General features: G+C 42.5%; 23 protein-coding genes. 9 read left to right on the top strand and 14 right to left on the bottom strand.

What is annotated here, in order from left to right; genetic code table 11:
* The first annotated feature begins 73 nt into the window (after window positions 1-73).
* Window positions 74-451, top strand: a complete 378-nt coding sequence (locus FCV43_RS00105) for a hypothetical protein (protein WP_017052531.1) — start codon at window positions 74-76, stop codon at window positions 449-451.
* A gap of 163 nt (window positions 452-614) precedes the next feature.
* Here FCV43_RS00105 and FCV43_RS00110 read toward each other — a convergent pair whose 3' ends face one another.
* From FCV43_RS00110 to FCV43_RS00135, 6 genes are all read right to left on the bottom strand, one after another.
* Window positions 615-1,718: a phosphoribosylaminoimidazolesuccinocarboxamide synthase gene (locus tag FCV43_RS00110; RefSeq protein ID WP_136993665.1), complete on the bottom strand. Its 1,104-nt coding sequence runs from the start codon at window positions 1,716-1,718 to the stop codon at window positions 615-617.
* A 237-nt stretch (window positions 1,719-1,955) separates the two neighbouring features.
* Window positions 1,956-2,426 carry a hypothetical protein gene (locus FCV43_RS00115; RefSeq protein ID WP_136993666.1) on the bottom strand — a complete coding sequence of 157 codons (471 nt, stop codon included), beginning with the start codon at window positions 2,424-2,426 and terminating at the stop codon, window positions 1,956-1,958.
* A gap of 404 nt (window positions 2,427-2,830) precedes the next feature.
* On the bottom strand, window positions 2,831-3,013 hold the full coding sequence (locus FCV43_RS00120) for a hypothetical protein (protein ID WP_017052534.1): 183 nt from the start codon (window positions 3,011-3,013) through the stop codon (window positions 2,831-2,833).
* Between the two features lie 169 nt (window positions 3,014-3,182).
* On the bottom strand, window positions 3,183-4,256 hold the full coding sequence (locus FCV43_RS00125) for a J domain-containing protein (protein WP_136993667.1): 1,074 nt from the start codon (window positions 4,254-4,256) through the stop codon (window positions 3,183-3,185).
* Window positions 4,257-4,357: 101 nt separating this feature from the next.
* On the bottom strand, window positions 4,358-5,041 hold the full coding sequence (locus tag FCV43_RS00130) for a DUF2786 domain-containing protein (RefSeq protein WP_017052536.1): 684 nt from the start codon (window positions 5,039-5,041) through the stop codon (window positions 4,358-4,360).
* A 205-nt stretch (window positions 5,042-5,246) separates the two neighbouring features.
* Complete coding sequence (locus FCV43_RS00135; protein ID WP_017052537.1) at window positions 5,247-5,936, bottom strand: DUF3334 family protein; 690 nt, start codon at window positions 5,934-5,936, stop codon at window positions 5,247-5,249.
* 214 nt (window positions 5,937-6,150) lie between these two features.
* Here FCV43_RS00135 and ydiJ point away from each other — a divergent pair, with 214 nt between their 5' ends.
* Window positions 6,151-9,201 (top strand): D-2-hydroxyglutarate dehydrogenase YdiJ, encoded by a 3,051-nt coding sequence (gene ydiJ / locus FCV43_RS00140; RefSeq protein ID WP_136993668.1) that lies wholly within the window; start codon window positions 6,151-6,153, stop codon window positions 9,199-9,201.
* Between the two features lie 191 nt (window positions 9,202-9,392).
* A complete protein-coding gene (locus FCV43_RS00145) occupies window positions 9,393-9,854 on the top strand; it encodes a methyltransferase family protein (protein WP_136993678.1) in 462 nt (153 codons plus the stop codon).
* Window positions 9,855-10,002: 148 nt separating this feature from the next.
* On the opposite strand, the gene FCV43_RS00150 is transcribed toward FCV43_RS00145, so the two are convergent.
* The 7 genes from FCV43_RS00150 to FCV43_RS00180 form a co-directional block, all read right to left on the bottom strand.
* Window positions 10,003-10,731: a DUF3581 domain-containing protein gene (locus tag FCV43_RS00150; protein ID WP_017052540.1), complete on the bottom strand. Its 729-nt coding sequence runs from the start codon at window positions 10,729-10,731 to the stop codon at window positions 10,003-10,005.
* A 223-nt stretch (window positions 10,732-10,954) separates the two neighbouring features.
* Window positions 10,955-12,487: a histidine ammonia-lyase gene (hutH, locus tag FCV43_RS00155; protein ID WP_136993669.1), complete on the bottom strand. Its 1,533-nt coding sequence runs from the start codon at window positions 12,485-12,487 to the stop codon at window positions 10,955-10,957.
* A gap of 14 nt (window positions 12,488-12,501) precedes the next feature.
* Window positions 12,502-14,196 (bottom strand): urocanate hydratase, encoded by a 1,695-nt coding sequence (gene hutU / locus FCV43_RS00160; RefSeq protein WP_113795330.1) that lies wholly within the window; start codon window positions 14,194-14,196, stop codon window positions 12,502-12,504.
* 97 nt (window positions 14,197-14,293) lie between these two features.
* Complete coding sequence (gene hutG / locus FCV43_RS00165) at window positions 14,294-15,334, bottom strand: formimidoylglutamase (RefSeq protein ID WP_136993670.1); 1,041 nt, start codon at window positions 15,332-15,334, stop codon at window positions 14,294-14,296.
* Window positions 15,327-16,586, bottom strand: a complete 1,260-nt coding sequence (gene hutI, locus FCV43_RS00170) for an imidazolonepropionase (RefSeq protein ID WP_136993671.1) — start codon at window positions 16,584-16,586, stop codon at window positions 15,327-15,329. Before hutI ends, hutG begins: the two co-directional genes overlap by 8 nt.
* Before the next feature lie 115 nt (window positions 16,587-16,701).
* Window positions 16,702-17,415 (bottom strand): histidine utilization repressor, encoded by a 714-nt coding sequence (hutC, locus tag FCV43_RS00175; RefSeq protein WP_136993672.1) that lies wholly within the window; start codon window positions 17,413-17,415, stop codon window positions 16,702-16,704.
* A gap of 166 nt (window positions 17,416-17,581) precedes the next feature.
* Window positions 17,582-18,562, bottom strand: coding sequence for a DUF3187 family protein (locus FCV43_RS00180; protein WP_136993673.1), 981 nt, complete (start codon window positions 18,560-18,562; stop codon window positions 17,582-17,584).
* 300 nt (window positions 18,563-18,862) lie between these two features.
* On the opposite strand from FCV43_RS00180, the gene thrS reads away from it, so the two are divergent.
* The 4 genes from thrS (at window position 18,863) to rplT (ending at window position 22,038) form a co-directional block, all read left to right on the top strand.
* A complete protein-coding gene (gene thrS, locus FCV43_RS00185) occupies window positions 18,863-20,791 on the top strand; it encodes a threonine--tRNA ligase (protein WP_017052547.1) in 1,929 nt (642 codons plus the stop codon).
* Between the two features lie 2 nt (window positions 20,792-20,793).
* Entirely contained in the window at window positions 20,794-21,345 is a 552-nt protein-coding gene (infC, locus tag FCV43_RS00190; protein WP_084654942.1) for a translation initiation factor IF-3, read from the top strand.
* 105 nt (window positions 21,346-21,450) lie between these two features.
* Complete coding sequence (gene rpmI, locus FCV43_RS00195) at window positions 21,451-21,645, top strand: 50S ribosomal protein L35 (protein ID WP_017052549.1); 195 nt, start codon at window positions 21,451-21,453, stop codon at window positions 21,643-21,645.
* A 39-nt stretch (window positions 21,646-21,684) separates the two neighbouring features.
* On the top strand, window positions 21,685-22,038 hold the full coding sequence (rplT, locus tag FCV43_RS00200) for a 50S ribosomal protein L20 (RefSeq protein WP_017052550.1): 354 nt from the start codon (window positions 21,685-21,687) through the stop codon (window positions 22,036-22,038).
* 67 nt (window positions 22,039-22,105) lie between these two features.
* Here rplT and FCV43_RS00205 read toward each other — a convergent pair whose 3' ends face one another.
* Complete coding sequence (locus tag FCV43_RS00205) at window positions 22,106-23,068, bottom strand: integron integrase (protein ID WP_136993674.1); 963 nt, start codon at window positions 23,066-23,068, stop codon at window positions 22,106-22,108.
* A gap of 242 nt (window positions 23,069-23,310) precedes the next feature.
* On the opposite strand from FCV43_RS00205, the gene FCV43_RS00210 reads away from it, so the two are divergent.
* Both FCV43_RS00210 and drt2 read left to right on the top strand, forming a co-directional pair.
* Entirely contained in the window at window positions 23,311-23,754 is a 444-nt protein-coding gene (locus FCV43_RS00210; protein WP_170961570.1) for a DUF4240 domain-containing protein, read from the top strand.
* Between the two features lie 422 nt (window positions 23,755-24,176).
* A complete protein-coding gene (drt2, locus tag FCV43_RS00215; protein ID WP_136993676.1) occupies window positions 24,177-25,460 on the top strand; it encodes an antiviral reverse transcriptase Drt2 in 1,284 nt (427 codons plus the stop codon).
* The last annotated feature ends 480 nt before the right edge of the window (window positions 25,461-25,940 follow it).

Consider the following 25,940-nt stretch of genomic DNA (forward strand, 5'->3'; position numbering starts at 1 on the left):
CCTATTGCTATATAGGGGGAATTGGTTGATATTAACCACAACATATCGTGTTGCGTTTATGTCGGGGGACATTATGGATAAACAGGAAGATGCGAGCGTACTATTTGACTACACATCGTTTCTTGGTGCTTCGTGCAGTAAAAAATGGACGTTTTTAGAGGCAATGAGCTCGTTTGCTCCGATATTTGGAATTGTTTGGCGTGACAACATTAAAGAGCTAACCAAGCCAGAAGATCGTTTATGGGAAATGGCACTGAAATCCATGTCCTCACGTAAAAGCGATGAGTCCAATATTGTCACTTTGGCGAAACTTGCCAAACTTGAAGGGATTGAAGAGCTGAAAGTCGTAATGCCTTACCCATTAGAGAAAGAGCAAATTAAGCATATTGAAGATCGCGGCCAACTGGTTATCAATAACACGTCGCCAGATGAGTTTTACATCACTCTTTAGTTTGTGGCTGGTGACTAAGTTGAATCGCTGAACATGAGTTAATGCCACATAGACAAAGTTCATTGGTGCTTATTCGGTAAACGTAGAGATGTGAAAATTGAACATTAAAAAAGAGCCAAATGATGGCTCTTTTTTTGTTTTTACCAGAATCGCTTAGATTGGACTAATCAATAAGATTGTACTCTTTGCTTAAGATATCAATGATCTCTTGCTTCGGATTATCGCTTAACTCTATTTTTTGCCCCGTTACTTTTTCCGCAATATCGATATAAGTGCGAGATACCGACATTAATGCATCAAGTGGAAGCGCATTATCACGAGCAAGTGCTTCTCTTTCAGGCATCCTGTTTTTATTAAGAAGGATGTCAGGATCAGGGAAGTGATTGAGTAAAAACTGACGGAAACCTTCTTTAGAATTCTCAACAATTTTGCCGTGTTGATACTCGTTGCTGTCCCAAATTCTAGAAGAGTCAGGAGTACCGACTTCATCCATATAAATCAGCTTTTCAATGCCTTGTGCATCATTCACATAACCAAACTCAAACTTGGTATCGATAAATGTTTGCCCCACTTGAGCTAAAGCGTTACTTATTACTCCGAAGCCCTCTTTCAATAATTTTTCATACTGAGCGATGTCTTCAATCTTACTGAAATTAAAGTCGGCAAAGTTATCTTCAAGGTTCTTACGTGTAATATTCACATCATCAGCTTCTGGAACGCCAGGAATGCCTTTAAGAATCCCCTTAGTTGATGGCGTGATAAGCAAGTTTGGTAGGGCTTTATCTTTTTCAAGGCCATCTGCCATTTCAATACCGCAAAACTCTCGTTCACCGTTGGCATAGGCGCGCCACATCGAACCGGTTATATATTGGCGACAAATAGCTTCAATCATAACTGGGCGCGCTTTTTGGACAATCCAGACAAATGGATGAGGGATATCCAAAATGTGGCTATCCGCTAAGCCATGATCTTTAAATAACTTAAACCAGTGATTAGAAATAGCGTTCAAAGCGGCACCTTTCCCTGGAACACCTTTCAAATCATTCTCGCCATGCCATATACAATCAAATGCAGAAATACGATCACTGATCACCATAATCGCAAGTGGAGCGTCCGGTGAGACGTTGTATCCTTTTTCTTTGATTAATCGTTGGCTGTCTTCTTCAGTCAACCAATAAACAGAGCGTACTTTTCCACTATGAACAGGTTTATTGGTACGAATTGGGAGGTCATCATTTACGGCAAGAACTTGGTCAGCGAAGCTCATTAGACATTCCTATCTTTTATTAAACATCACACGGAGAAAATACCTAGTAGGCGTCATTTCAAGTTGGCATCGTTTCTAGTAGGCATCGTTATTGGATGCATCATACCAGAAAATTAATTTCCATCCAGCAAAAAGCAAACGTTTGCTAAGTGTTGGTGGAAGTAAAAAAAACCTCCGATGAAGGAGGCGAAATAATTTAGTCAAACAGGGCAGTGTTCATGAGGTAAACCAAAATTATTAGTGCAATACCTGAGATGAATGTTCAGTAAAAAACACTTCGCATTGGTGCTTCTTAGCCAAAATGTTGAGTTGGCGTTGACCAAATTCATCAATATTATTGCTAACGACAACAGCACTCGCATTACCTGATTGAATCGCTTTGATTGCGATTTCAAACTCAGACTGGTAGCTAGAAGCCTTCATATGAATCACTTTGCTGCTGCAAGTGTTAAATCGTGTGAGTTGCTTTATGGAAGGGCGCGGACATTGAGCCGTGAAAAGTATCCATTGATTTTGATGCGAGAGCTCAGAGATACGCTTCCAAAACTGTGTCGCTTGAGTTGGCACAGAGTTGATAGAGGTAATATGAGCGTGATGATCAAAAGTGTCAAAGTTAAACGTTAATGGCGTCATCGCTTTTTGAGTCATTGCTTGTTGAGTCAAAGTTTTTTGAGCTAAAGCTTTCTGAATCATAAATACTGGAGTCATGGCACTGTCCTTCTATACATGCTGTATGTCTATACAGTAGTTATTTTGAGGGAGAAGATCAAGTATTAATTGATGGATTTATAGACTCCGATCACAAGCTAAATTTAGACATTAATTATTATTTGTTGATTTTTAAGGATTTATTTTATTTCACACTTTGAGTGTATCGAGAGGTGTTAACGCGAGATGTAGTTAATAACGTAAATAGGAGGGAGTTTATCCAGTGTAAGTAATGACTTATACAGTAGTTTCTTCAGTCGTTATTATAGATAGAGGCACTGGCGCATAAAGCGTTTGCCTAGATTAAGAGTGATTAAAATTTATGCTGGGGGATCAAAAAAGCGCCTTGTATGCGGCGCTTTCTATCCATTTTCTGTTTTGAGCAACGATCAGTTATCGATGCTTTAAGATGCTTTTTGAAGCTGTGCGAGCATCTGCTGTTCTGCAATATTGAATTGGCGTACATCCAGTGTTGCCATTGCATTACAGTCTTTACATGAGTGATGGTGTTTCCCATCAATATAATCATGTTTCGCGAGTAGAGCTGGCTGTTTACACCAATCACAAACGCCTTCAATTTTGAACATTATCTTCTCCCCACCTTTTTGTTTTCAGGTGTCATTTTCGGCGTGCATTATGACATACATAGTACAATGAAGTTAACTGTTTGTTACGTATTTTTGAGAGGGAGATCGATTGCTAAGCCAATATTTATAGGAGATAGAGAAAGCTGGACATGATAATTCTGATTATTTGTTACTTTTTTGCAACATTATGAAGAATTGTTTTAAGAGCGCCATTTAAGCGTTTCATCTCTTCTTCACTGCCTTTCATATCTGGATGGTAAATTCTTGATAGTTGTTTAAAGCGTAATTTGATTTTTTTCTCATCGGGTATGTTTGATGGGGTAAAGCCAAATATAGCGCAAGAAATATTCAGTTTTTGATTTTTAGAAGAGTTCTGATGCTTTTTGAATTCACGAAATACCGTCTCTAGTTGGCGCTTAAGCTGCTTTATCGTAAAGGTTTTAGCTTTTAGTTCTTCCTGAAGCTTCAGTTGTTGCTCCATCAATTCATTGGTTTGATCATGACGATTGCGTTTCACTGCAATGATCAATACCAGACTGAGAATGGCGATAATTAGCCAAGGGGCATATATGAAAATGCTGGAGTCACCACTAAAAATATTAAGTTGGTTCATGAACGTTTTAAATGACCAACTATCAGAATTTTCAGGTAGGTCCTGTTCATCTTGAGGAATATCCAGAGTGATGGGGTCAATTTGAGCGTCAAGTTGGTCAATAGAAGAGAGTTGCTTGGCTCTTTGAGTATTGAATTGCCTCTCTAATACTCGATAATAGCCATCCTCCGCTTGAGTGTTTAACTTAGCATCGGAAAGGGTGTCTGCCGCAATTTGGTACCAGATTTCAGCCATATCTAGCTCACTAATATCAACGTTAGTACGTTCAAATAGGCTCGCTAACTTCAAAGGCGCTTTGCTATCCCCCTCAAGAGCAAGTTGTGTGTACCAGCGAAGCGCATGTTCAAGGTTTATCGTGGTGCCTTCCCCGAGTTCATAGGCTTGAGCTAATTTGTACTGCGCGGCTTTATGGCCACTTTTTGCGGCTTGCTGATACCAATGAAATGCTGTGTCGATGTTTTTTTCGGTGTCGACGCCTAAAGCGTAAGATTGAGCGAGGTTATACTGAGCCTGAGGATCGTTTTGATTCGCTTTGGCTGTCAGAAGGGCGATATTATCAGTGCTGGAATACGCTAAATTGCAAGTTAGGCTTACGAAGAGAAAAGCAAAAATGAGCAAATAACGTTTCATTAAATAAGGCTTCTTATAGTCAGGGTAAGTAATCACGCACGATCCAGCTAAAGTATGAACTGAATCGCATGCGGTATCTTAACATTTTATCGCGAGTGCCGTTACTTAAGTCTCTTGAGTTCTTGTGCCCCATTAATCGGACGATTGACAGAGACTTTACGGCCTTTCTTTAATCCAACTTCATAATCAGCGGTTAAATTTTTCATCGCTTCTCTTAATTGCTGCTTGAAGGTTTCGCGATCGATATTTTCAAACTCTTTATCAATGTAATTATTGATCTTATTCGCAGACTCTTCATCAGGCGTAATAATAGGAAGTTTCTCTAGTGCACCTTCAACCCAACCAGAAACAAAGGAATTCACTCGACGAGTCACTTCAAGGTTACTTGTGCCTGAACCAGAAAAACTGTTTCGGAACTGACCAGTATGTTCATTCAATTCACGATAAACGATATCAAAAGCAAAGGCTGCAAAAATAGCGCGGTCAGCTTCACCAATAAATTCAACGCGTTTCAGACCTTTATGATTAAGTAATACGGCTTCGACACCGAATCTAGTATTGATACCGCGGATCACACGTAAAATAGTCGAACTGACATTAGCAGGTAGAAGGTGACTGGACTGAGTTTTGCCCATTTTGATAAATTCAATATCATCCTTATCCAAGCCATATTTAACCATCAAGGCATGAGCCATCTTGATGGCATTAGCTGCTTCATTGACGTTGGCTGAATTTCCAAGCTCTAGGCATTTGGCAATTTTCTTTAGGGCTTTTTTCTTATCCATCTACTGCTTGTTAACATCCGCTTATTTTGAAGAGTCAGACATTTTACCTGTTTTTTAGATTTAACTCAAAACGGTAGAGAGAAAAAAGAATCTTAGCGGAGAGGATGATTGGATATCTTGGAAACATGTGAAATAAAAACGCCATCGAGGCTCGCTTCCAATGAAGTTCGTCGATGGCGTTGATTAGTGTCGTAGAGCGTGAGGGTTAAATACCTAGTTCATCGAGAAGATCGGCTGCTGCATCGTTGCCGCCTGATGCCGCTGCAGTTTTATCCTGCTCTTCTTTCATTTTCTTTTGAGTCGACGCTAAAATTGAATCTGGGCACTGCTCTTTTTCAATTTCAAATTCTTCTAATTGAATGAATTCTGTTTTATCCATCGCCAACTCAAGGTAGAAAATGTTGTTTTTCTCAGTCGAGAAAGTAACACGACGCGCTTGTGGGCGATCTAGATTAGTATCAACAGAAAGGTTTACCTGTTTATTCAGTGACAACATTTTTGGTTGGTTTTGAGTAATGTTGGTTTGTAATTCTTTACGGATCTTATTGGTAAAGTCGCCAACTAATTGGTTAGTCAGTTCACCAAGAACGTCTCCAACCTCATCTGACGTATGCAAAACCGCTAATTCATCTTCTGGCATGCCCATATTACGCATGTAGTTCGCGTAAAGCTCTAATGCTGCCTTTGATGTGAAGTTGATAACGACTAACCCAGAAAAGCCACCGTCAAATAGAACGAAACAGCCGAAATCAGGTTTAAGGCTCGTTTTGTTGATTTTCTGCACCATTGCAGAGTAAGACACTTTTGAATTGGTCGCAGATGTGAGTACACCAGACACTGACTGACAAAGTTTGAGAAGGATGTCTTCGGTTGTCACTACTTTATTTTTTTTCATTATTTATTCGCTCGTTAAATGCGTCAATTTATATGCTATATGTCGTCATTGTGACTTGTAAAAATAAAAACGGAAGTACTTGTTTCATTTTCGTCTTGAGATTCAGATTTGATCACCTTTTTAGATGGTGTAAAGTGACTAAATTCAAAGAATAAGATTATTTTAACCAAAACCCATAGCTGATTGGATCAGCGTAGTAGGGGCAGGAAGCGCAATGTTACCAAGACTTCATTTAAATACGGATGTTGATCCCGTTGTCGTCTGCTTTTTAGACGAACTTAAAACCGCTGGTTTCTCTGGCGATATTGAATCTCAATATTCTAGCCGTCTCGCGGTGGCGACAGACAACAGTGTTTACCAACAACTCCCTCAAGCCGTTGTTCACCCTCGAACCACTCAAGATGTCATTCTTATTGGTAAGATTAGCTCAAATCCAAAATATGACCGAGTCACCTTCTCGCCTCGTGGCGGCGGTACGGGTACTAATGGTCAATCTTTGACGCAAGGTGTTGTGGTGGATCTTTCTCGCCACATGAATCAAGTTATTGAGATAAATGATAAAGAAGGTTGGGTTCGAGTTCAGTCTGGGATCGTCAAAGATCAGCTTAATGATGCTGTTCGTCCTTTTGGTTATTTCTTCTCTCCAGATCTATCAACCAGTAACCGAGCGACGCTTGGCGGAATGGTTAATACCGATGCCTCTGGTCAGGGGTCGCTGAAATACGGTAAAACATCAGACCATGTTCTTTCACTTCAAGCCGTTTTTGCCGATGGGTCTTGTCTCGAATCTGACTTATCTTGTGGTTTGCCGAGTGAAGATGAACTGGCTCATCAAGCTCTTGCGGTCACAGAGCAGGTGTGCCGAGACAAGCGAAGTCAGATTCTAGATAAATTCCCACCTCTGAACCGTTTCCTTACGGGTTATGATCTCAAAAATGCAATTGATGACGATACCAATGAATTCGATTTAACGCGGGTGCTGTGCGGAGCGGAAGGCTCTTTAGCTTTCATCACTGAAGCTAAATTGAATCTGACGCCAATTCCTAAAGCTCGAACTTTAGTAAATGTGAAATACAACAGCTTTGATTCGGCGCTGCGCAATGCTCCCTTTATGGTAGAAGCGAATGCCTTGTCGGTTGAAACCATTGATTCAAAAGTATTGAACTTAGCCAAGCAAGATATTGTATGGCACACCGTGAGTGATCTGTTTACCGATGTTCCAGATAAAGAGATGCTGGGCGTTAATATGGTCGAATACGCAGGTCAAGATGAAGCTGAAGTTGAGTCCCAAATTAAAGCACTGACAGACCAACTTGACGTGATGCTAGAAACTGAAGATGCGGGCATTATTGGTTACCAGATTTGTAACGATTTATCGGAGATCGGGCGCATTTACAATATGCGTAAAAAAGCGGTTGGGTTGCTGGGGGCGGCGAAAGGTCGTGCTAAACCTGTCGCATTTGCAGAAGATACCTGTGTCCCACCTGAAAATTTAGCGGATTTTATCGCTGAATTTCGTGAACTACTGGATGCGAAATCATTGAACTACGGTATGTTCGGGCATGTTGATGCGGGTGTACTTCATGTGCGTCCGGCTCTGGACTTGTGCGATCCTCAACAAGAGCTATTGATGCACCAAATTTCGGATGAAGTTGTGAAGTTGGTGTCGAAGTATGGCGGTTTGATGTGGGGAGAGCATGGTAAAGGTTTCCGTTCTGAATACGGGCCGGAGTTTTTTGGACCTGAATTGTTCACAGAGTTGCGCCGTGTAAAAGCGGCGTTTGATCCGCTCAATAAAATGAACCCTGGGAAAATTTGTACTCCGCTAGACAGTGAGGCCGAGTTAGTTAAAGTGACGGGGACAAAACGTGGTTTTTATGACCGCCAGATTAATGTCCAAGTCCGTGATAGCTTTAAACAAGCGATGGAGTGTAACGGTAACGGACTGTGTTTTAATTACGATACTAGCTCGCCAATGTGTCCATCAATGAAAGTCACGGCTGACAGGCGGCACTCTCCAAAAGGGCGTGCCGGACTCGTCAGGGAGTGGTTAAGGCAATTGACAGAACAGGGCGTAGATATTTTGGATTTGGAACAACAAGTTCTTGAGTCGACGCCAACGATAAAAACCATGGTTGATAAAGTGAGGCATAGTTTCAACAAACGTCATGAAGAGGATTTCTCGCATGAAGTTTATGAAGCGATGAATGGTTGTTTAGCGTGCAAAGCGTGTGCGAGTCAATGTCCGATCAAAGTCGATGTACCAAGTTTTCGTTCTCGTTTCCTGAATATCTATTACTCTCGTTACCAGCGTCCTGTAAAAGACTACTTGGTTGCGAATATTGAAACCATGCTGCCGCTTATGGCAAAAGCGCCTTTAGTGGTTAATACTGCTCTGTCGCAGCAATGGATCCAAAGCTTAACCGCCAAAACCGTTGGGTATGTAGACGCTCCGCTGCTGTCTGTTCCCACTTTAGAAAAGCGCTTAAGGAAGGCGAGCCTTCAAGAGTTTGACTTGCAAAGACTGGCTGGTCTTTCGAAACAAGATAGAGCCGATCATGTACTGATTGTGCAAGACCCATTTACTAGTTACTACGATGCACAAGTAGTAGAAGATTTTATCTTGCTGGTTGAACGCTTGGGTAAAGTGCCTGTGCTACTGCCTTTTAAACCCAATGGGAAAGCGCTACACATTAAAGGCTTTTTGAAAAAGTTTGCTCAAAGTGCGCAGTCGACATCGGCATTTTTGTCTCAAGTCGCTGATTTAGAAATCCCGCTGGTGGGCGTTGATCCTGCTCTTGTGCTCTGTTATCGAGATGAATATGTCGAGATCCTTGGCGATAAGCGAGGTAATTTTGATGTGTTAACCGTTCATGAGTGGCTATTACCCCGTTTGAATGAATTTGAGCTAGAGACTCAGGCTCGTTCGTCTGAATCGTCACCTTGGTATCTATTCTCACACTGTACTGAAAAAACAAAGCTACCGAACGCTGAAAAAGAGTGGGGCGCGATTTTCACTCATTTTGGTGGCGTGCTGAATACTGTGCCTGTTGGTTGCTGTGGCATGGCGGGTACGTTTGGCCATGAAGTTGATAAACTGCAGATGTCGAAAGATATTTATGGGCTCAGTTGGAAGCCAAGTTTAGCGGACTTACCGAAAGAGAGATGCTTAGTGACGGGATACTCATGCCGTAGCCAAGTGAAACGCTTTGAAGGGGTTAAGTTAGCGCATCCACTGCAAGCATTACTACAATTGGTTGACTAGGATAGCGCGGATTAGAATATCAGTGACACCAGAGTGATCTTAACAACCTTGTTGGGCTTACTCTGGCACATGCGAAGTGGGTATATGCAAAACTGGCACTCACAAAAATAGATTGTGGCTCGAGTGTGTAATGTCGAGTGCTGGAATCGATATGGATTGTCTGAATAATAACTAACAAGGAATGTTGAATGATGAAAGCTCTTGAATTAAAGATCCCGCCCGTTGCTGTTTTTATTGTTGTCGTTCTTCTTATGCATTCGGCTCATACGTTTGCAGCGGGGGCCCACATCGCCGTGCCATTCTCGTTGGCTATTTTATTCGTTTCAATCGCCATCAGTGGTGTGGTTGGTATTTCAGGTATTGTGGCGTTTCGCCAAGCGAAAACAACCGTGAACCCAGTTAAACCAGAAGAGGCATCCTCAGTGGTTGACAGTGGCATTTACCGATATACCCGAAACCCGATGTATTTAGGTTTGCTGGTGCTTCTGATTGGGCTTTCGATCTATTACCAAAACCTACTCAGCGTTGCGCTTAATATTGTCTTTGTCATGTATATGAATCGGTTTCAAATCGAGCCGGAAGAGGCGGTGCTAGAGAAGAAATTTGGGGAAGAGTACTTAGATTATAAGCAGAGTGTTAGGCGCTGGATATAGTCGGTATTATTCTAAAACGAATGGTTCTAAACAAACGGTTCTAAAGCGACTCAAACTTTTTAATTTGCCGGAATCAAAAAAAGGAACCTAATAGTTCCTTTTTTGTTAATTGCTTCTAGCGTGTTTCTATTGGTTCGAATCAGTGTTGTTATGCTGCAGCTTGAGCAAACTGAGCAAGAAACATCTCTTTTCTTTCGTTGAAGCGATTGACGAGATCATCAACCGCTGCTTGGTCATAAGGTTTTAGGCCACTTGCGACCATGCGCTTAACGCCTTTACCTACAACGATGCCATCTTCTTTAAATTCAAAGTTAAGCGTCACCACACCGCGTTTACCGTCAACATCAAAGCTTGCGCCAGCAAATGAGACTTCTGGGTGAGTGAGATCTAGGCGGCTGAATTCCACTTCCATGCTCTCATAAATCACTAAAGGACGCTGACAGTTGATCATCATCTGTTGCTCTTCCATCAGAGGCACCATGATGTGAGGGAAGTTCATACCAGAGAATTGTACGTAGTTCGTCACAACATGCTCAATGAACGCTGCGTCATGGCTAACGTCGCCTTGATGATTCATATGCAAATACTCTTTGCCATAAGAATCGATTAGCGAGCTCTCTTTCTCACTCTTATTTTCAACGCTCAGAGCAACACCATCACTGACCATTCCTGAGAAGTCAAAACGCATTTTTTGGCTAATGCCTTCTTTTTGAAGAAGAACGGCAAAGAGAAGATCACCTGGCACACAAAAACGTTTGTTGTCTTCATCATGAATAGGGTTGAAGTCGCCCGCTACTTTTTTAGCAAAATGACTTGCTTGTTCACGAGTGAATTGGAATTGTTTGTCTGCGTTTGAAAAATAAGGAGATAGAAACATAATTCTCAGCTTGTTGAAAAATCTGTGCTGATTATATCCAACTATCTTCATTTAATGGTCTATCCAGTTGCTGATATGAATAAATTGACTCAGTTCGCGGGTTTTTGTTAATAAAAAAGACCACCGATAATCGATGGTCTAGATGAGGTTCACTTTCTAAGCTAATAATCTATCAAGCTAATTAATTTAGCGATGTCAGAGATGGGAATGACACTGAGTTAAATTAGTAACTGCATAGAACGCTATCAGGCATTAGGTGGTTGTGAACGGCTGACTTTAATAATGCGTTCGCTTTTTCAATGTCTGGAGCAAAATAGCGGTCTTTATCATAGAAGGCGACTTTTTCACGTAAGATGGATTTGGCTTCTTCAATGCGAACTGATGATTTCGTTGGCGCTCGGAAATCAAGACCCTGTGCAGAGGATAGATACTCAACCGCTAGGATCCCACGTGTATTTTCGGCCATGTAGCGAAGGCGACGCGCGGCATAAGTAGCCATGGAAACATGATCTTCTTGGTTTGCAGACGTCGGTAAGCTATCGACAGAGGCAGGATGAGCCAAACTCTTGTTCTCACTTGCCAGAGCGGCAGCGGTTACTTGAGCGATCATGAAGCCTGAGTTTACGCCGCCATTGTCTACAAGAAACGGTGGTAATTTACTTAAGGCACTATCAATCAGCAGGGCCATGCGTCGCTCTGATAAACTGCCCATCTCGGCAATCGCAAGTGCAAGGTTATCCGCCGCCATTGCTACAGGTTCAGCATGGAAGTTACCGCCCGAAATAATGTCGCCATCTTCAGCAAACACTAGTGGGTTGTCTGACACTGAGTTCGCTTCAACTTGCAAAATATCGGCTGAATTTCGGATCTGTTGTAAGCAGGCTCCCATCACTTGTGGTTGGCAGCGCAATGAATACGGATCTTGCACTTTTTCGCACGCGGTATGTGATTCGCCAATCTCGCTGCTGCTATCTAGAAGGTGGCGATAAGCGGTGGCAGCATCCATCTGCCCACGATGCCCACGAACGCGATGAATACGCGGATCAAACGGACGACGGCTTCCCAATGCCGCTTCTACAGACATGGCACCACATACGGTTGCTGAGGCGAAAAGATCTTCGGCTTCAAATAATCCTTCTAGAGCAAAAGCGGTTGAAGCTTGAGTTCCGTTAAGTAGCGCAAGCCCTTCTTTTGGCGCAAGCGTGATCGGGTCTAGCCCCGCAATTTTAAGCGCTTCAAGCCCAGACATGATTTTACCATTATGACGAGCTTGGCCTTCCCCAAGTAACACAGTACTCATGTGAGCCAATGGAGCTAAATCGCCTGATGCACCCACAGAACCTTTTTGCGGCACGCATGGATACACTTGAGAATTAACCAATTCAATCAGTGCGTTGATCACTTTTAAGCGAATACCAGAGTAGCCACGCGATAAGCTGTTGATTTTGAGCACCATCATCAAACGAACGGTCTCATCCGACATGAATTTGCCAATACCAGCGGCATGCGAAAGGACAATACTGCGCTGTAATGTTTCTAAATCTTCTGGCGCAATTCGAGTGTTCGCTAATAGACCAAAACCTGTATTGATGCCATAAACGGTTCTGTCTTCGGCAATCACTTGTTCTACGACTTGAGTACTTGCCTCAATATCTGGGATGGCATCCGGGTTTAAGGTCAAGTTTATCGGTGCGCGACTTACGCTGCGAAGTTCAGATAAGCTCAAGTGGCCTGGATTAAGGTGTAAATTTATCATGGTCATATCTTCCATTACAGACGGCTAAGTTCAGCGTTTAACATAGGTAGGTCGAGTTTTTGATCTTTGGCGCACTGTTTGGCAATGTCATAACCCGCATCAGCATGGCGCATCACACCCGTTGCCGGATCGTTATGCAATACACGAGCGATACGCTCGGAAGCGTCATCACTGCCGTCACAGCAAATTACCATTCCAGAGTGTTGTGAGAACCCCATGCCAACACCACCGCCGTGATGAAGAGAAACCCAAGTCGCACCGCCTGCCGTATTGAGTAGGGCATTTAGCAGCGGCCAATCTGAAACAGCATCGGATCCGTCCATCATGCCTTCGGTTTCACGGTTCGGGCTCGCGACTGATCCTGAGTCTAAGTGATCTCGACCGATGACGACTGGCGCTTTAAGCTCGCCATTTTTGACCATCTCATTGAATGCTTGACCTAAACGTTCACGATCTTTTAATCCCACCCAACAAATACGGGCAGGGAGACCTTGGAACTGAATGCGTTCACGCGCCATATCTAGCCAGTTATGCAGTTGCGGGTTATCTGGAATAAGCTCTTTCACTTTTTGATCTGTTTTGTAGATATCTTCAGGATCGCCAGACAGAGCAGCCCAACGAAATGGCCCAATACCTTCACAGAATAGAGGTCGAATATAAGCGGGAACAAATCCAGGGAAATCGAAAGCGTTTTCTACCCCTTCTTCTAGCGCCATTTGACGAATGTTATTGCCGTAATCGACAGTTGCTGCGCCGCGATCTTGTAGATCGAGCATGGCTTGCACTTGGATCGCCATGGACTGTTTAGCGGCTTTTACTACCTTCGCTTCATCTTCTAAACGTTCTTGTGCTGCTTTCTCCATTGACCAACCTTGTGGTAGATAGCCATTCAGAGGGTCGTGAGCCGAAGTTTGGTCGGTTACTACGTCAGGAGTGATATTACGTTCAACAAGTTCTGGGAAAACATCCGCTGCGTTACCAAGAAGCCCAACTGAAATCGGTGTGTCAGACTCTTTTATCATCGCCATTGCTTCATCTAAGCTGGTGGCTTTTTTGTCGACATAACCCGTACGGAGGCGGTAATCAATTCGTGATTCATCACATTCGACTGCAATCATTGAGAAGCCAGCCATAGTCGCTGCAAGAGGTTGCGCGCCACCCATACCACCAAGACCACCAGTTAATACCCATTTACCTTTTGCTTCACCTTGGAAGTGTTTCTTAGCAATGGCGACAAAAGTTTCGTATGTCCCTTGAACAATGCCTTGCGAGCCAATGTAGATCCAACTTCCTGCTGTCATTTGCCCGTACATCATCAAGCCTTTTTTATCTAGCTCATTGAAGTGCTCCCAATTGGCCCAGTGTGGAACAATATTGGAGTTGGCGATTAATACGCGCGGTGCATTCTTGTGAGTCGGGTAGACACCGACAGGCTTACCAGATTGAACTAACAGTGTTTGGTCATCTTCAAGACGCTCAAGAACTTCAACAATTTTGTCATAGCATTCCCAGTTTCGTGCCGCTCGACCGATACCGCCGTAGACAACCAACGCGTGTGGATGCTCGGCAACGTCTGGGTCTAAATTATTCATTAACATGCGAAGTGGTGCTTCTGTTAACCATGATTTGGCGCGTAACGTTGTGCCGTGTGGTGCACGTATGGTGCGTGAAGTGTCGAGACGTGGATCAGACGAGTGTTGTTCCGTCATGGTAATGCTCCTTTAAAGGTCAGTTTCACGTTATGGAGGTCTCTTTTGAACCTCTCATTGATGTAGGTGTTTCTTATTGGGTGATAGTCTTTCGTCGCTAAATCGTGGGCTTTTGGTACGACTCATCGGACATAGCATTGGCGATGTCCCAACACAGTCGAGCCGCCAATCGAGCCGTTTGCCCATCGATGTCAAAATTCGGGTTGTACTCTGCGATGTCAGCAATGATCAATTTGTCTTTACAATCTAAAATGCGTTCAAGAAAAGGGGCGATGCTATCGTAGCTGACACCACGGGCTGCTGGGGCGCTCACACCCGGAGCGGTTGCTGCGGGGAAAACATCAAGGTCGATGGTGAGATAGATAAAATCACACGCATCAATAAAATGCTGTAACTGGGTCAATTGATACACATGATTCAAGTGTGAAAGCTCAGTGTCTTCGACGTACCACACATTAAGGTCGTCAGCGCGCTTGAAGAGTGCGGCTGTGTTACTCGCTCGACTCACCCCTAAACAGGCGTAGTGAAATGGCCAGTTGTTTTCAGAGCAAAAATGTTGGATCTGATTGAATGGTGTACCCGAGCTCGGTTTTATGTCAGGTAGGTCGCTTTCAAAGCTGCGCAAGTCAAAATGGGCATCAAAGTTGATAATGCCAATTCTAGGTGGAACGCTTGCGGTTTTAGACTGCGCGTTTATATGCTTGGCCAAACCTTGGAATGAAGCCCACGCGACTTCATGCCCACCACCTAATGTAATTACTGGGCTGTGTTGAAGGGCTTGAGCAATGACATCAGCACATTGAGTTTGACTGGATTCGAGTTGGTCTCCATCACATGAAATATTACCAAAATCATGAATAGTTGAATCTTGGTGCCATGCCATATTCGCTAATGCCTGACGAATGAGATCTGGGGCTTGATGCGCTCCAATTCTACCTTTGTTGCGTTTTACTCCAGCATCACATTCGAACCCGACAAGCGCGACGTGTTTGTGTGATTTAAGCTGATCGGTAACTTGGGAGTCCTGAGAACTTACGGTTTGAGTAATGTGATGAACACGAGTCCCTAACGCTCCATCTTCTTTGTCATCTCGCCCATGCCATTTAAAGTTGTGAGAGGTGTGTTTTGAACTAGACATGGTTTATCTCTCCGTGATTGCATAACTGATTGGTGAAGCCGCTGCTTACTTTCCCATTCACAATATGATGAGCTAAGCGGGGAGTTCCCACTTGATAGCTCAAATCGGCAGGATGCTCTATATTCCAAATCGCGAAATCAGCATCGAAGCCCTCTTTTAATTGTCCTCGGGAATCCTGTTTGCCAATAGCTTGCGCGGCATGGCTCGTCACGCCTCTTAATGCCTCTTCTGGCGTAAGTCCGAATAGAGTGCAGGCCATGTTCATCATGAGTGTTAAATCTGCAAACGGTGATGTGCCGGGGTTGAGATCCGAAGCGATTGCCATTGGTATATGGTGCTTTCGGAGTAGATTAATAGGAGGTTGCTGAGTTTCTCTTAGGAAGTAGAATGCGCCAGGTAACAAGGTCGCGACGGTATTAGATTGAGCAAGTGTTTTAACGCCATCACTGTCCAAGTATTCAATGTGATCAACCGAGAGGGCGCCGTATTCCGCGGCAAGAGCACTGCCCCCAAGGTTACTGAGTTGCTCGGTATGACCTTTTATTTTGAGGCCATGTTCTAATGCCGTTTGGAAGACTTTTTGCGTCTGATTCAAATTGAAACCGATGCTTTCACAAAAGACATCGACACTGTCTGTGAGTTGTTCTTGGGCAGCCAGTGGAATGATCTCAGAACAGACGTATGAAATGTAATCGTCTGGACGGTTGGTAAATTCAGGAGGAAGTGCGTGAGCCGCCAACAAGGTAGTTGATACTTTAATATTGCGGTGCTTTTCTAGCATTTTCGCCGCGCGAAGCATTTTCAGTTCATCGTGTAAATTTAGCCCGTAGCCAGATTTGATCTCTACTGAAGTCACGCCTGAGCGGATAAGACCATCTAAACGGGGTAGGGCAAGTTCAATGAGTTGCTCTTCGGTTGCGTTCCTTGTGGCTTTAACCGTCGATAGTATTCCACCGCCTTGTTTGGCAATTTCTTGGTAGGGAATACCTTTAAGGCGCATTTCAAACTCGTTGGCACGATTACCTGCATAGACAAGGTGAGTATGAGCATCAATAAGCCCCGGAGTCACCAACTTCCCTTGGCAATCGATTTGTTGATAATCACTAGACTCGATTGGTTGAATGTCGACACTTGAGTTAATTGAATGGATCTTGCCCTGTTTAACTACCACGGTTTTTGGCTCTGTGACTTGATAGCCATATTCACCAGTTTGCATTGTGACTAAACAAGCGTTGGTAAGAACTAAATTCATATGAGAACTCAACTTCGATGTAAATTTAAATGTATATACAAATAAATAGAGCAAAAATTAGCGTTCGACAAGTCTAATGTTACTAAAATGTGATCGGAAGGTAGAGTAATATGCTTTAGTTCAACTCAATCTTAGAGGTAAGTTTGTATTTGCTTCCTGGGTGGTAGAGTAAAGCTGAACTCACTAATTTATCACCACTCCATGTGCGGCGATTAAGTAGAAGGCAGGGTTCATTATCGGAAAGTGCTAATGAGGCTTTAATATTCGACTCTGGAACAATGGCTTCTACGCTATGTTCAATGGCGCTCAATGGACAGTTGTTGGAGAGGTATTGATTGGGTGTCACTTTGGAAAAGTTTTGATCTAAATAATCCGGTGCATAGATAGCATTCACCCAGCGGACTTCGAGTTGAATTGGACTATTGTCCTCAAAATGAATGATTTCACTATAAAAAACATCAGATCCAATTCTGATGCCTAATTTGATCGCGACGGCTTCATCGGCTTTGATCGCAATCTGTTTTACGACTTGATTGTGATACTGCTTCCCTCTGGTTGAGACTTCTTCTGCGATGTTTCTAATATCAAGCAGTGGTGACTCTGCCTTCTCTTCTTGCTGACAAACAAAAGTGCCTAATCGAGGTTTTCGTACTAGTTTACCTTCTGCGACAAGATCTCGAATGGCTTTGTTTACCGTCATCCGACTCACATTAAACTGAGTGGTCAACTCCAACTCTGTAGTGATCTTATGCCCAACCGGCCACAAGCCTGAATCAATATTATCGGCGATGAACTGGCGGATCTGAACGTAGAGCGGAGAGTTGGACATGGTCATACTTACTTTTAATTGACTATACAAATAGAGTAAGCCATCTGTGTAAAATTTCAATAGCTTTGATTGAGCAATGAATTTTGGGATTGGACAGTAGGCAGGGTTTAGTGAAGAGAATATTAATCTAAGGAGCGTAATTTAAGGCAAACTCATCAAAGAATCCTTAGTGTAAAGATAAGTGATAACGGTACCCAATCGTAAAAGCGATGTCAGTGCTGTTATCCATATTAAATAAATTTTCGGTTAGAGAAATCTCTAGAGCCGATTGAGGCATGGTATAGCGGTAACCAAGCACAAACTCATTCGATGCTTCAGAAAAACTTTTAGGCGTATCAATGGCACCTTCGTACCAACGGTATTCAAGATGTAGCTCGTGATTAGGTGCAATCTGATATTGATAACCCAAGATGAGTGACAATGTCACTTTTTTGTGTGTTAGCTGTGTGAATATCCGTTCAGTGTCATGAATAGCCAACCCAACCGTGCTAAATAGTTGGTGAGAGAAGTTTCGATAGCTGTAGTTAATCTGCACTGCTTGCTCAAAGTCACTGCCTTTAAATGTTCCGCTATTGACGTGGTTGTAATATATCGCCCCTCCTAATGACAACCCGTGATTCTGTTCATTTAGCCACTGATATTGGAGATATAAAGTGGTGGCACTGGAAAGCGTATCGCTTTGGAAGTCCTCAATGTCTATATCATATTGTGGGATTGAAATTGAGAATTGATGGTTACTTGCCTCATCACGGCCGTTTTGATCAATGCCAAACAGCTGGTGGAAGCTTTTCGTTAATCCATCTAAATGGTTATCTCCTGCATAATTGAGTCTGTATCCGAGATCTATTTGCCAGCGTTCATCTAATTGCCACTTTCCGCCTACATTGACCTGGTTTTGATAATAATCAATCGAATATTCATCGGTATGGGCCCAGATACTCGCGGCTGTGAAATTGGCGTAAAGCTCGACATCGTTCTCTATTAGAGAGTAGCCAGAACGTAGTTGAGGGGTAAGGCTATTGGATTGTAATGGAGACTGAGCATAGGCATTCAAAGGGCCATAGTTGTGCGCTTCTAACGCAAAACTTGATGATGTTAGAAGTAAAAAAGTAAGAACAATAAAAGAGTGAATGTTTGTTCTTATCAACTTGCCCCCTGCATGCGACGTTCTTTCATTTAAGTTTAGCTAATAATTATGAAGTACGAGGGTATTTGTTCTGCCGTGATTTTCGTTGACCACTACAAATCAACGTATGACGTTCAATGAAATATAGGTTATTAAAAATACAAGGCTGCGGTTTTGCAATCAGCGATTTACATAGGTAGAATCTCACCCCTTAACGGTTTCCCCGGTATTCGTATTACTGATAGGCGATCGTTATATTTCACTTTCAAATTAATTGAACATGTGTCGCTTAGTGTGCGACACCACTGTAAAGGATAATATATGCCTGTAATTACTCTTCCTGACGGTAGTCAACGCCCGTTCGATGCTCCAGTTTCAACTCTAGATGTAGCCGCTTCAATTGGTCCTGGTCTTGCGAAAGCAACCATTGCTGGTCGTGTTGATGGTCAACGTGTTGATGCCTGTGATCTAATCGAAAATGATGCAAGCCTTGAGATCATCACTGCAAAAGATGAAGAAGACGGTTTAGAAATCGTTCGTCACTCATGCGCTCACTTGCTTGGTCATGCGGTTAAACAGCTTTTCCCTGAAGCAAAAATGGCGATTGGTCCAACCATCGACAACGGCTTCTACTACGATATCGATCTTGAGCATTCGCTAACCCAAGAAGATCTTGATGCCATTGAAAAACGCATGAAAGAGCTAGCGAAGACTAAATATCAAGTTGTTAAAAAGACGGTAAGCTGGCAGGAAGCTCGCGATGCTTTTGAAGCGCGCGGTGAGACGTACAAGATTGAAATCTTGGATGAGAACGTTTCTAAAGACGATCGTCCAGGTCTGTACCATCACGAAGAATACATCGATATGTGTCGTGGTCCACACGTTCCGCATATGGGTTTCTGCCAACACTTCACGCTATTAAACGTTGCGGGTGCATACTGGCGTGGTAACAGTGACAACAAGATGCTTCAACGTATCTACGGTACTGCCTTCCACGATAAGAAAGCACTTAAAGCGCATTTAACGCGTCTAGAAGAAGCGGCAAAACGTGACCACCGTAAAATTGGTAAGCACTTGGATTTATTCCATATGCAGCAAGAAGCACCGGGTATGGTCTTCTGGCACCACAACGGTTGGTCTATCTTCCGTGATCTAGAAGTATTTATTCGTCAAAAACTGACTGAATATGATTACCAAGAAGTAAAAGGTCCATTAATGATGGATCGCGTTCTTTGGGAGCGTTCTGGTCACTGGGACAAGTACGCTGAAGCGATGTTCACAACAAGTTCAGAGAACCGTGAATACGCGATTAAACCAATGAACTGTCCAGGTCACGTGCAAATCTTTAATCAAGGTTTGAAATCGTACCGCGACCTACCATTGCGTATGGCTGAATTCGGTTCATGTCACCGTAACGAACCATCAGGTGCACTACACGGCATTATGCGTGTTCGTGGTTTTACTCAAGATGATGCTCACGTGTTCTGTACTGAAGCTCAAGTGCAAGATGAAGTGAAATCATGTATTGAGATGGTTTACGATACATACACCACATTTGGTTTTGAAAACATTGTCGTTAAGCTATCTACACGCCCTGAACAGCGTGTTGGTTCTGACGAAATGTGGGACAAAGCAGAAGCAGATTTAAAACTTGCCCTAGAATCTATGGATATCGCTTACGAGATCCAAGAAGGCGAGGGTGCGTTCTACGGACCGAAAATTGAATTTACTTTGCATGATTGTCTGGATCGTGCGTGGCAATGTGGTACAGTGCAGCTCGATTTTGCACTTCCTGAACGTTTAGGTGCAACATACGTAGGTGAAGATAACGAGCGTCATACGCCTGTTATGATTCACCGAGCAATTCTAGGTTCACTTGAGCGTTTTATTGGTATTCTTATTGAAGAGTACGCTGGCTTCTTCCCTACGTGGTTGGCGCCAGAACAAGCAATTGTAATGGGCATAACTGACAAACAAGCAGATTATGTGCAAGAAATTACAAAAAAACTGCAAAAAAGTGGATTTAGAGTAAAAGCGGACTTGAGAAATGAGAAGATAGGCTTTAAAATCCGCGAACATACTTTGAAACGTGTACCGTATATGCTCGTTTGTGGTGACCAAGAAATGGAAGCCGGCGAAATTGCAGTACGTACCCGTAAGGGCAAGGACTTAGGCAAGTTTAAAGTGGATGACTTTATTTCATACATCCAAGCCGAAGTTTCAAGCCGTAAGCTCAATCTGGAGGAATAGCTATTAAAGGCGGAAGACGTGGCCAACAACCGGCCAATCAAAACCAGCACCGTTTAAATGGTGACATTCGTGGCGTACGTGAAGTTCGTCTAACTGGCGCTGACGGAGAACCCGTTGGTGTAGTTTCAATTGCTGAGGCACTTGAAGCAGCTAATGAAGCTGGTATGGATCTTGTAGAGATCAGCCCTAACGCCGAGCCGCCAGTTTGTCGTGTGATGGACTACGGTAAGTTCCTCTTCGAGAAGAGCAAAGCTGCGAAAGAGCAGAAGAAGAAGCAAAAACAGGTCCAGATTAAGGAAATAAAATTCCGTCCTGGGACTGATATTGGTGACTATCAGGTAAAACTACGCAACCTGACTGGTTTCCTAGAAGACGGCAACAAAGTGAAGGTAACAATTCGCTTCCGTGGCCGTGAAATGGCCCACCAAAGCATCGGTGTTGACGTTCTTAATCGTTTGAAAGCGGATACTGAAGAATTTGCAGTAGTCGAATCTTTCCCAACGAGAATAGAAGGTCGCCAGATGATTATGGTATTGGCGCCGAAGAAGAAGTAATTAAAGGCCTACAAGTAATATAGCGTCACTGCTGTTTACAGCGGTGACGTTTTATTCGCCCTGATTACTATGTTTATTAACAACTAACAATGCGGAGTCTTCATCATGCCTAAGATGAAAACCAACAAAGGTGCTGCTAAGCGTTTCAAGAAAACTGCTGGTGGCTTCAAGTTTAAGCACGCTACAAAACGCCACATCCTGACTAAACGTACTACTAAGAACAAGCGTCAGTTACGTCCAAATGCAATCTTACCTAAGTGTGAAGTTGCAGGTGTACTACGTATGATGCCATACGCTTAATTCTTTTTAGTTTATTTATTTTAGTTTAGGAGAGACATAATGCCTCGCGTAAAACGTGGTGTACAAGCTCGTGCACGTCATAAGAAAGTTCTGAAACAAGCAAAAGGTTACTACGGAGCACGTTCACGTGTTTACCGCGTAGCTTTCCAAGCAGTGACTAAAGCTGGTCAATATGCTTACCGTGACCGTCGCAACAAAAAGCGTCAGTTCCGTCAGCTATGGATTGCTCGTATCAATGCTGCATCTCGTCAAAATGGTCTATCTTACAGCCGTCTTATCAATGGCCTTAAGAAAGCATCAATCGAGATTGACCGTAAAATCCTTGCGGATATCGCGGTATTTGACAAAGCTGCATTTGCAGTACTAGTTGAAAAAGCAAAAGCAGCTCTTTAATTAGGCCGTTGTTTATGTTTTAAAAAGAGAGCGAAAGCTCTCTTTTTTTTCGTCTGTTACTTGAGATTTATAATCGAGAAAGAGGGCTGAGTACGCCATTAGCCCCACGTTCTAATACATGCGTGTAGATTTGAGTTGTTTTTACATCGCTGTGTCCTAGCTGCTCTTGAACGGTTCTGATATCGGCTCCTGACTCTAGCAGGTGAGTTGCGAATGAGTGCCGTAATGTATGACAAGTGACATTTTTATTTATCCCTGCATCTTTCGCTGCTCGCTTTACGGCCCTTTGTAAAGCCGTTTCGCTGATATGTTGTCTACGTGATAGGTTCGATTCAGGATCAATACTTGTTTTGCTCGAGGGGAATAGGTAATGCCAGTTGAAATCTAAATCAGCATGAGGGTATTTCTCAGAGATCGCGTTTTTCATCCACACACCACCGTAACCAGGTGTATTGATGTCTTTGTCGTAATATCGTTTAGCAATTGATTGTTGCTCTTTTAAGATAGGGTAAAGTTCTCTCGCGAGGGTGACAGCCCGGTTTTTCCCACCTTTGCCTTGCCAAATCCGTATCAGCCCATAATCGTAATCAATGTCTTGAACTCGCAGCCGGACACACTCCATGAGACGTAATCCAGACCCATATAATAGCTGTGCATGCAGTTTATATTTAGGATCAATATGATTGAAAAAAGCTTTGGTTTCGCTAGTTGTCATAACAACAGGCAATTTTCTATCAATGATAGACCGCTTAAAGTTGAGATCGAGCGTGATAGGAGCCTTGAAAATATCACGATATAAGAAGTGAAGTGAATTAAGTGCCAATGCCTGTGTTTTTGCTGCAACTTTCTGATTAATGGCCAGATCGGTAAGAAACCGTTCGATATCTTTGTCATTAAGTTTTGATGGGTGTTCCATATTGTGGAAAACAATAAACTTGGTTATCCAATGCACATAGGACTCAATGGTTCTAACGGAGTAGTGTCGTGTATGCATGTATTCTTTTATATGTAGCATGAATTGTGTTTTCATTTACCGCTCTTTGGTCTGTTTTTTTATACAGTGATTTAAGCCAAAGGTAATTGATAGAGACTAGGAGGCTTTTAGTTGTCTAATTGAGAGCATAAGCACATAGTATCGTACTCTATCTAACTGTTTTGCATGAATGTTTGTGTTAGCATACGGTAAAGTAATCTACAGGAAAGATGGCGGTAGCGTGGAAGAAAGGTTGCTAGAAGCTGTCTAGATAGCGTTATGTGAAAATGGAGAGTGCTATGGAACAAAATGAATTCTGGAAGTTAATTTCACTTATTGATCAAGAAGCTCTCGACGATTGCGATGATGAAGAAGCTGTGGCACCTATCGTTTCTGTATTGTCCTCGAAAACAGAGGAAGAAATCTCTCTGTTTCAAGAATACCTATCTCAAGCTCTATATGCCATTGATGGTCAAAAATGGATTGAGGAATCGGGTGAGTCTAGTGGCTCTGGTGATGGCTTTCTATATGCACGCTGTTTCGTTGTAGCTAAAGGTTACGAACATTATACAAAAGTTCTTAATAATCCATCCTTAATGCCAAAGAGTTCAGATCAATGGGCAGAATCAATACTGTACGTTGCAGGGCAAGCTTGGGCTGAGTTGACTGGCAATGATGAAGAAGAATATGAACGAGAAGCAACAGTAAGCTATGAGTCTTTTAGCAATGTAGCTTTGTGGTAATTCACATAACAAGGCGCTCAAGACTGATTCGTGAACGCGTGCCATTTTCGCTTCGCTCTAATTTTGGCACACTTTCACTCACAGCTTAGCTTGGCGTTATGTTTTAAATCAAATTATTCTAAACTAATCATTGTGTTATAAACGGGCTAGTGTATTATTTATTTGCTTTTGATAGTTATACTCAACTGATCAAAAGGTGCTGAACAGGCTGTCAAACCTACTCAATAAGCTTATTGAGCAGAATGACAGCAATACTTGGATAAGTGTCTTGATAGGTACCTCCAGAGTTATTGTTATGGTGATAGCATAATCTATGTTTAACATGACGCGGCTTTTGACGGTCTACCCAGACCAGTTAATCCGAAGAAGCGCTTAGAATTGCCGCTGTTCTAGCTTCTTCGGTTTTGCTCTCGGATGGTGAAATGAAAATTCCTGCTAAAGATTGGTTCCGACCTCGAACTTACTTACATTTTGACCTTCCTATAAACATAAAAAAAGCATCAAAAATTGTTTATAGCCCAGACCTTGTTGCTAAACATGCATTTTACCCACTAATAAATTACACAATAGAAGTAAATAAGATTGGCAAAGACCCAATTACTAAAACAGTAATCAACCTCCCCTCCAAACTTAGACCAATATCTTATCCCGCACATGTAGATAGCCATATTTATGCCTATTACTCGAAACTTCTAAATCGAGAGTATGAAAAAAAATTAAGGTCTAATGAGTTGCATGATTCAATCCTAGCTTTTAGGTCATTAGGTAAGAGTAATATTGACTTTGCCTTTGATGCTTTCAACGAAATCAAAAAAACAGGTGAATGTTGTGCGATTGCACTAGATGTATCTAAGTTCTTTGATACCCTTGACCATGAGGTTTTAAAGCGTGAGTGGTGTAACTTACTTGGGGTTTCACGTCTACCAAAAGATCACTTCAATGTGTTCAAGTCTATTACCAAGCACTCTATAGTTGAAAAGGAAGCTTTATATAAGTCTTTGGGGATTTCTTTGAATTATAGAAATCATGCGAGAAGGAGAGTTTGTGAACCTCTTGAATTTAGGGAGAATGTAAGGAAAAACAAGTTAATTAAAACGCATAAACAATTGTATGGCATCCCTCAAGGAACGCCTTTGAGTGCAATGTTATCAAATATTTATATGTTTGAATTTGACCTAAAAATGAGGCAGTTTGTAAATAGCCTTAGTGGTAAATATTTTCGCTACTGTGATGATATGTTGTTTATTGTTCCAATTGAAGCTAAAGCTATAATTGAGCAGTATGCTATGACACAAATTCAATCTTTAAAGTTGAAGGTGAACCCCAAGAAAACAGAAGTTCGAACATTTGTTTTTAATGGTTCAGAGTTAAATTCGGATAGTCATTTACAGTACCTAGGCTTTATGTTTAATGGCAAGGACATATTTATACGATCTTCTTCATTAGCGAGATATTCGGAACGTATGCGTAGAGGTGTAAGACTAGCTAAAAAAACCATGCTTAAATACAATAACCTCCGACTTATCAACGGTCAAAAAGAAAGACCTCTTTTTAAACGCAAGCTATATAGTCGGTATACTCACCTAGGAAAACGAAACTTTATTACCTATGGGATTAGGGCTGCAAATACGATGGACAGTGAATCAATTCGTAGGCAATTGAAACCATTATTAAAGCGCTTTAAGGACGAAGTAAATAAAACATAACAAAGCGTTTAAGACAGATTCCCAACGCTCGGCATTTTCAGTTCAAGTCAGTTTTGGTGTTTACGGTGCAATGGTTTAGGTTAGGTGGCAGGCGTTGCTCACTACTTAACGCGGCGTTATATTGCATAAGATTCAAAGGGTTAAATTATCCGTTTATCTTTGTTCTGCGCCCGAACTACACACCTGTTCTTTTCGTGAAAAATGCCATCAAAATGGCCATCGCACGTAGAATGTTTGTCGGTTAATTAGCTGCAACGTCACGCAAGTCTCCTCGTTAGTAAGTTTTGCTGGCTCAAGTTCATTTTGCGCGGCTTCTTTTCGTGGGTACTTCATTGAGAATTGTGGCTTCAGCGCACTTTGTTGTCAGGTTTCTCGCTCGAATTCTTTGCTATTCTGGCTCTTCGAATGACTCCAATTTCAGCTCATTTCGTTTCTTAGCCAAGTGCGTTTTGTTGTCTATGGTTGAGTTTCGAACTATCC

Source organism: Vibrio genomosp. F6 (assembly GCF_005146325.1).
GTDB lineage: Bacteria > Pseudomonadota > Gammaproteobacteria > Enterobacterales > Vibrionaceae > Vibrio > Vibrio cortegadensis.

Bases quoted from the DNA above. Each gene is read 5' to 3' on its own strand.
- hutC (WP_136993672.1), bottom strand. From the start codon at position 17,415: ATGTCCAACTCTCCGCTCTACGTTCAGATCCGCCAGTTCATCGCCGAT.
- hutH (WP_136993669.1), bottom strand. From the start codon at position 12,487: ATGATAAATTTACACCTTAATCCAGGCCACTTGAGCTTATCTGAACTT.
- FCV43_RS00110 (WP_136993665.1), bottom strand. From the start codon at position 1,718: ATGAGCTTCGCTGACCAAGTTCTTGCCGTAAATGATGACCTCCCAATT.
- thrS (WP_017052547.1), top strand. From the start codon at position 18,863: ATGCCTGTAATTACTCTTCCTGACGGTAGTCAACGCCCGTTCGATGCT.
- FCV43_RS00120 (WP_017052534.1), bottom strand. From the start codon at position 3,013: ATGTTCAAAATTGAAGGCGTTTGTGATTGGTGTAAACAGCCAGCTCTA.
- FCV43_RS00150 (WP_017052540.1), bottom strand. From the start codon at position 10,731: ATGTTTCTATCTCCTTATTTTTCAAACGCAGACAAACAATTCCAATTC.
- rplT (WP_017052550.1), top strand. From the start codon at position 21,685: ATGCCTCGCGTAAAACGTGGTGTACAAGCTCGTGCACGTCATAAGAAA.
- FCV43_RS00105 (WP_017052531.1), top strand. From the start codon at position 74: ATGGATAAACAGGAAGATGCGAGCGTACTATTTGACTACACATCGTTT.
- drt2 (WP_136993676.1), top strand. From the start codon at position 24,177: ATGAAAATTCCTGCTAAAGATTGGTTCCGACCTCGAACTTACTTACAT.
- hutI (WP_136993671.1), bottom strand. From the start codon at position 16,586: ATGAATTTAGTTCTTACCAACGCTTGTTTAGTCACAATGCAAACTGGT.
- hutU (WP_113795330.1), bottom strand. From the start codon at position 14,196: ATGACGGAACAACACTCGTCTGATCCACGTCTCGACACTTCACGCACC.
- rpmI (WP_017052549.1), top strand. From the start codon at position 21,451: ATGCCTAAGATGAAAACCAACAAAGGTGCTGCTAAGCGTTTCAAGAAA.
- FCV43_RS00145 (WP_136993678.1), top strand. From the start codon at position 9,393: ATGAAAGCTCTTGAATTAAAGATCCCGCCCGTTGCTGTTTTTATTGTT.
- FCV43_RS00130 (WP_017052536.1), bottom strand. From the start codon at position 5,041: ATGGATAAGAAAAAAGCCCTAAAGAAAATTGCCAAATGCCTAGAGCTT.
- ydiJ (WP_136993668.1), top strand. From the start codon at position 6,151: ATGTTACCAAGACTTCATTTAAATACGGATGTTGATCCCGTTGTCGTC.
- FCV43_RS00125 (WP_136993667.1), bottom strand. From the start codon at position 4,256: ATGAAACGTTATTTGCTCATTTTTGCTTTTCTCTTCGTAAGCCTAACT.
- FCV43_RS00115 (WP_136993666.1), bottom strand. From the start codon at position 2,426: ATGACTCCAGTATTTATGATTCAGAAAGCTTTAGCTCAAAAAACTTTG.
- hutG (WP_136993670.1), bottom strand. From the start codon at position 15,334: ATGTCTAGTTCAAAACACACCTCTCACAACTTTAAATGGCATGGGCGA.
- FCV43_RS00135 (WP_017052537.1), bottom strand. From the start codon at position 5,936: ATGAAAAAAAATAAAGTAGTGACAACCGAAGACATCCTTCTCAAACTT.
- FCV43_RS00210 (WP_170961570.1), top strand. From the start codon at position 23,311: ATGGAACAAAATGAATTCTGGAAGTTAATTTCACTTATTGATCAAGAA.
- FCV43_RS00205 (WP_136993674.1), bottom strand. From the start codon at position 23,068: ATGAAAACACAATTCATGCTACATATAAAAGAATACATGCATACACGA.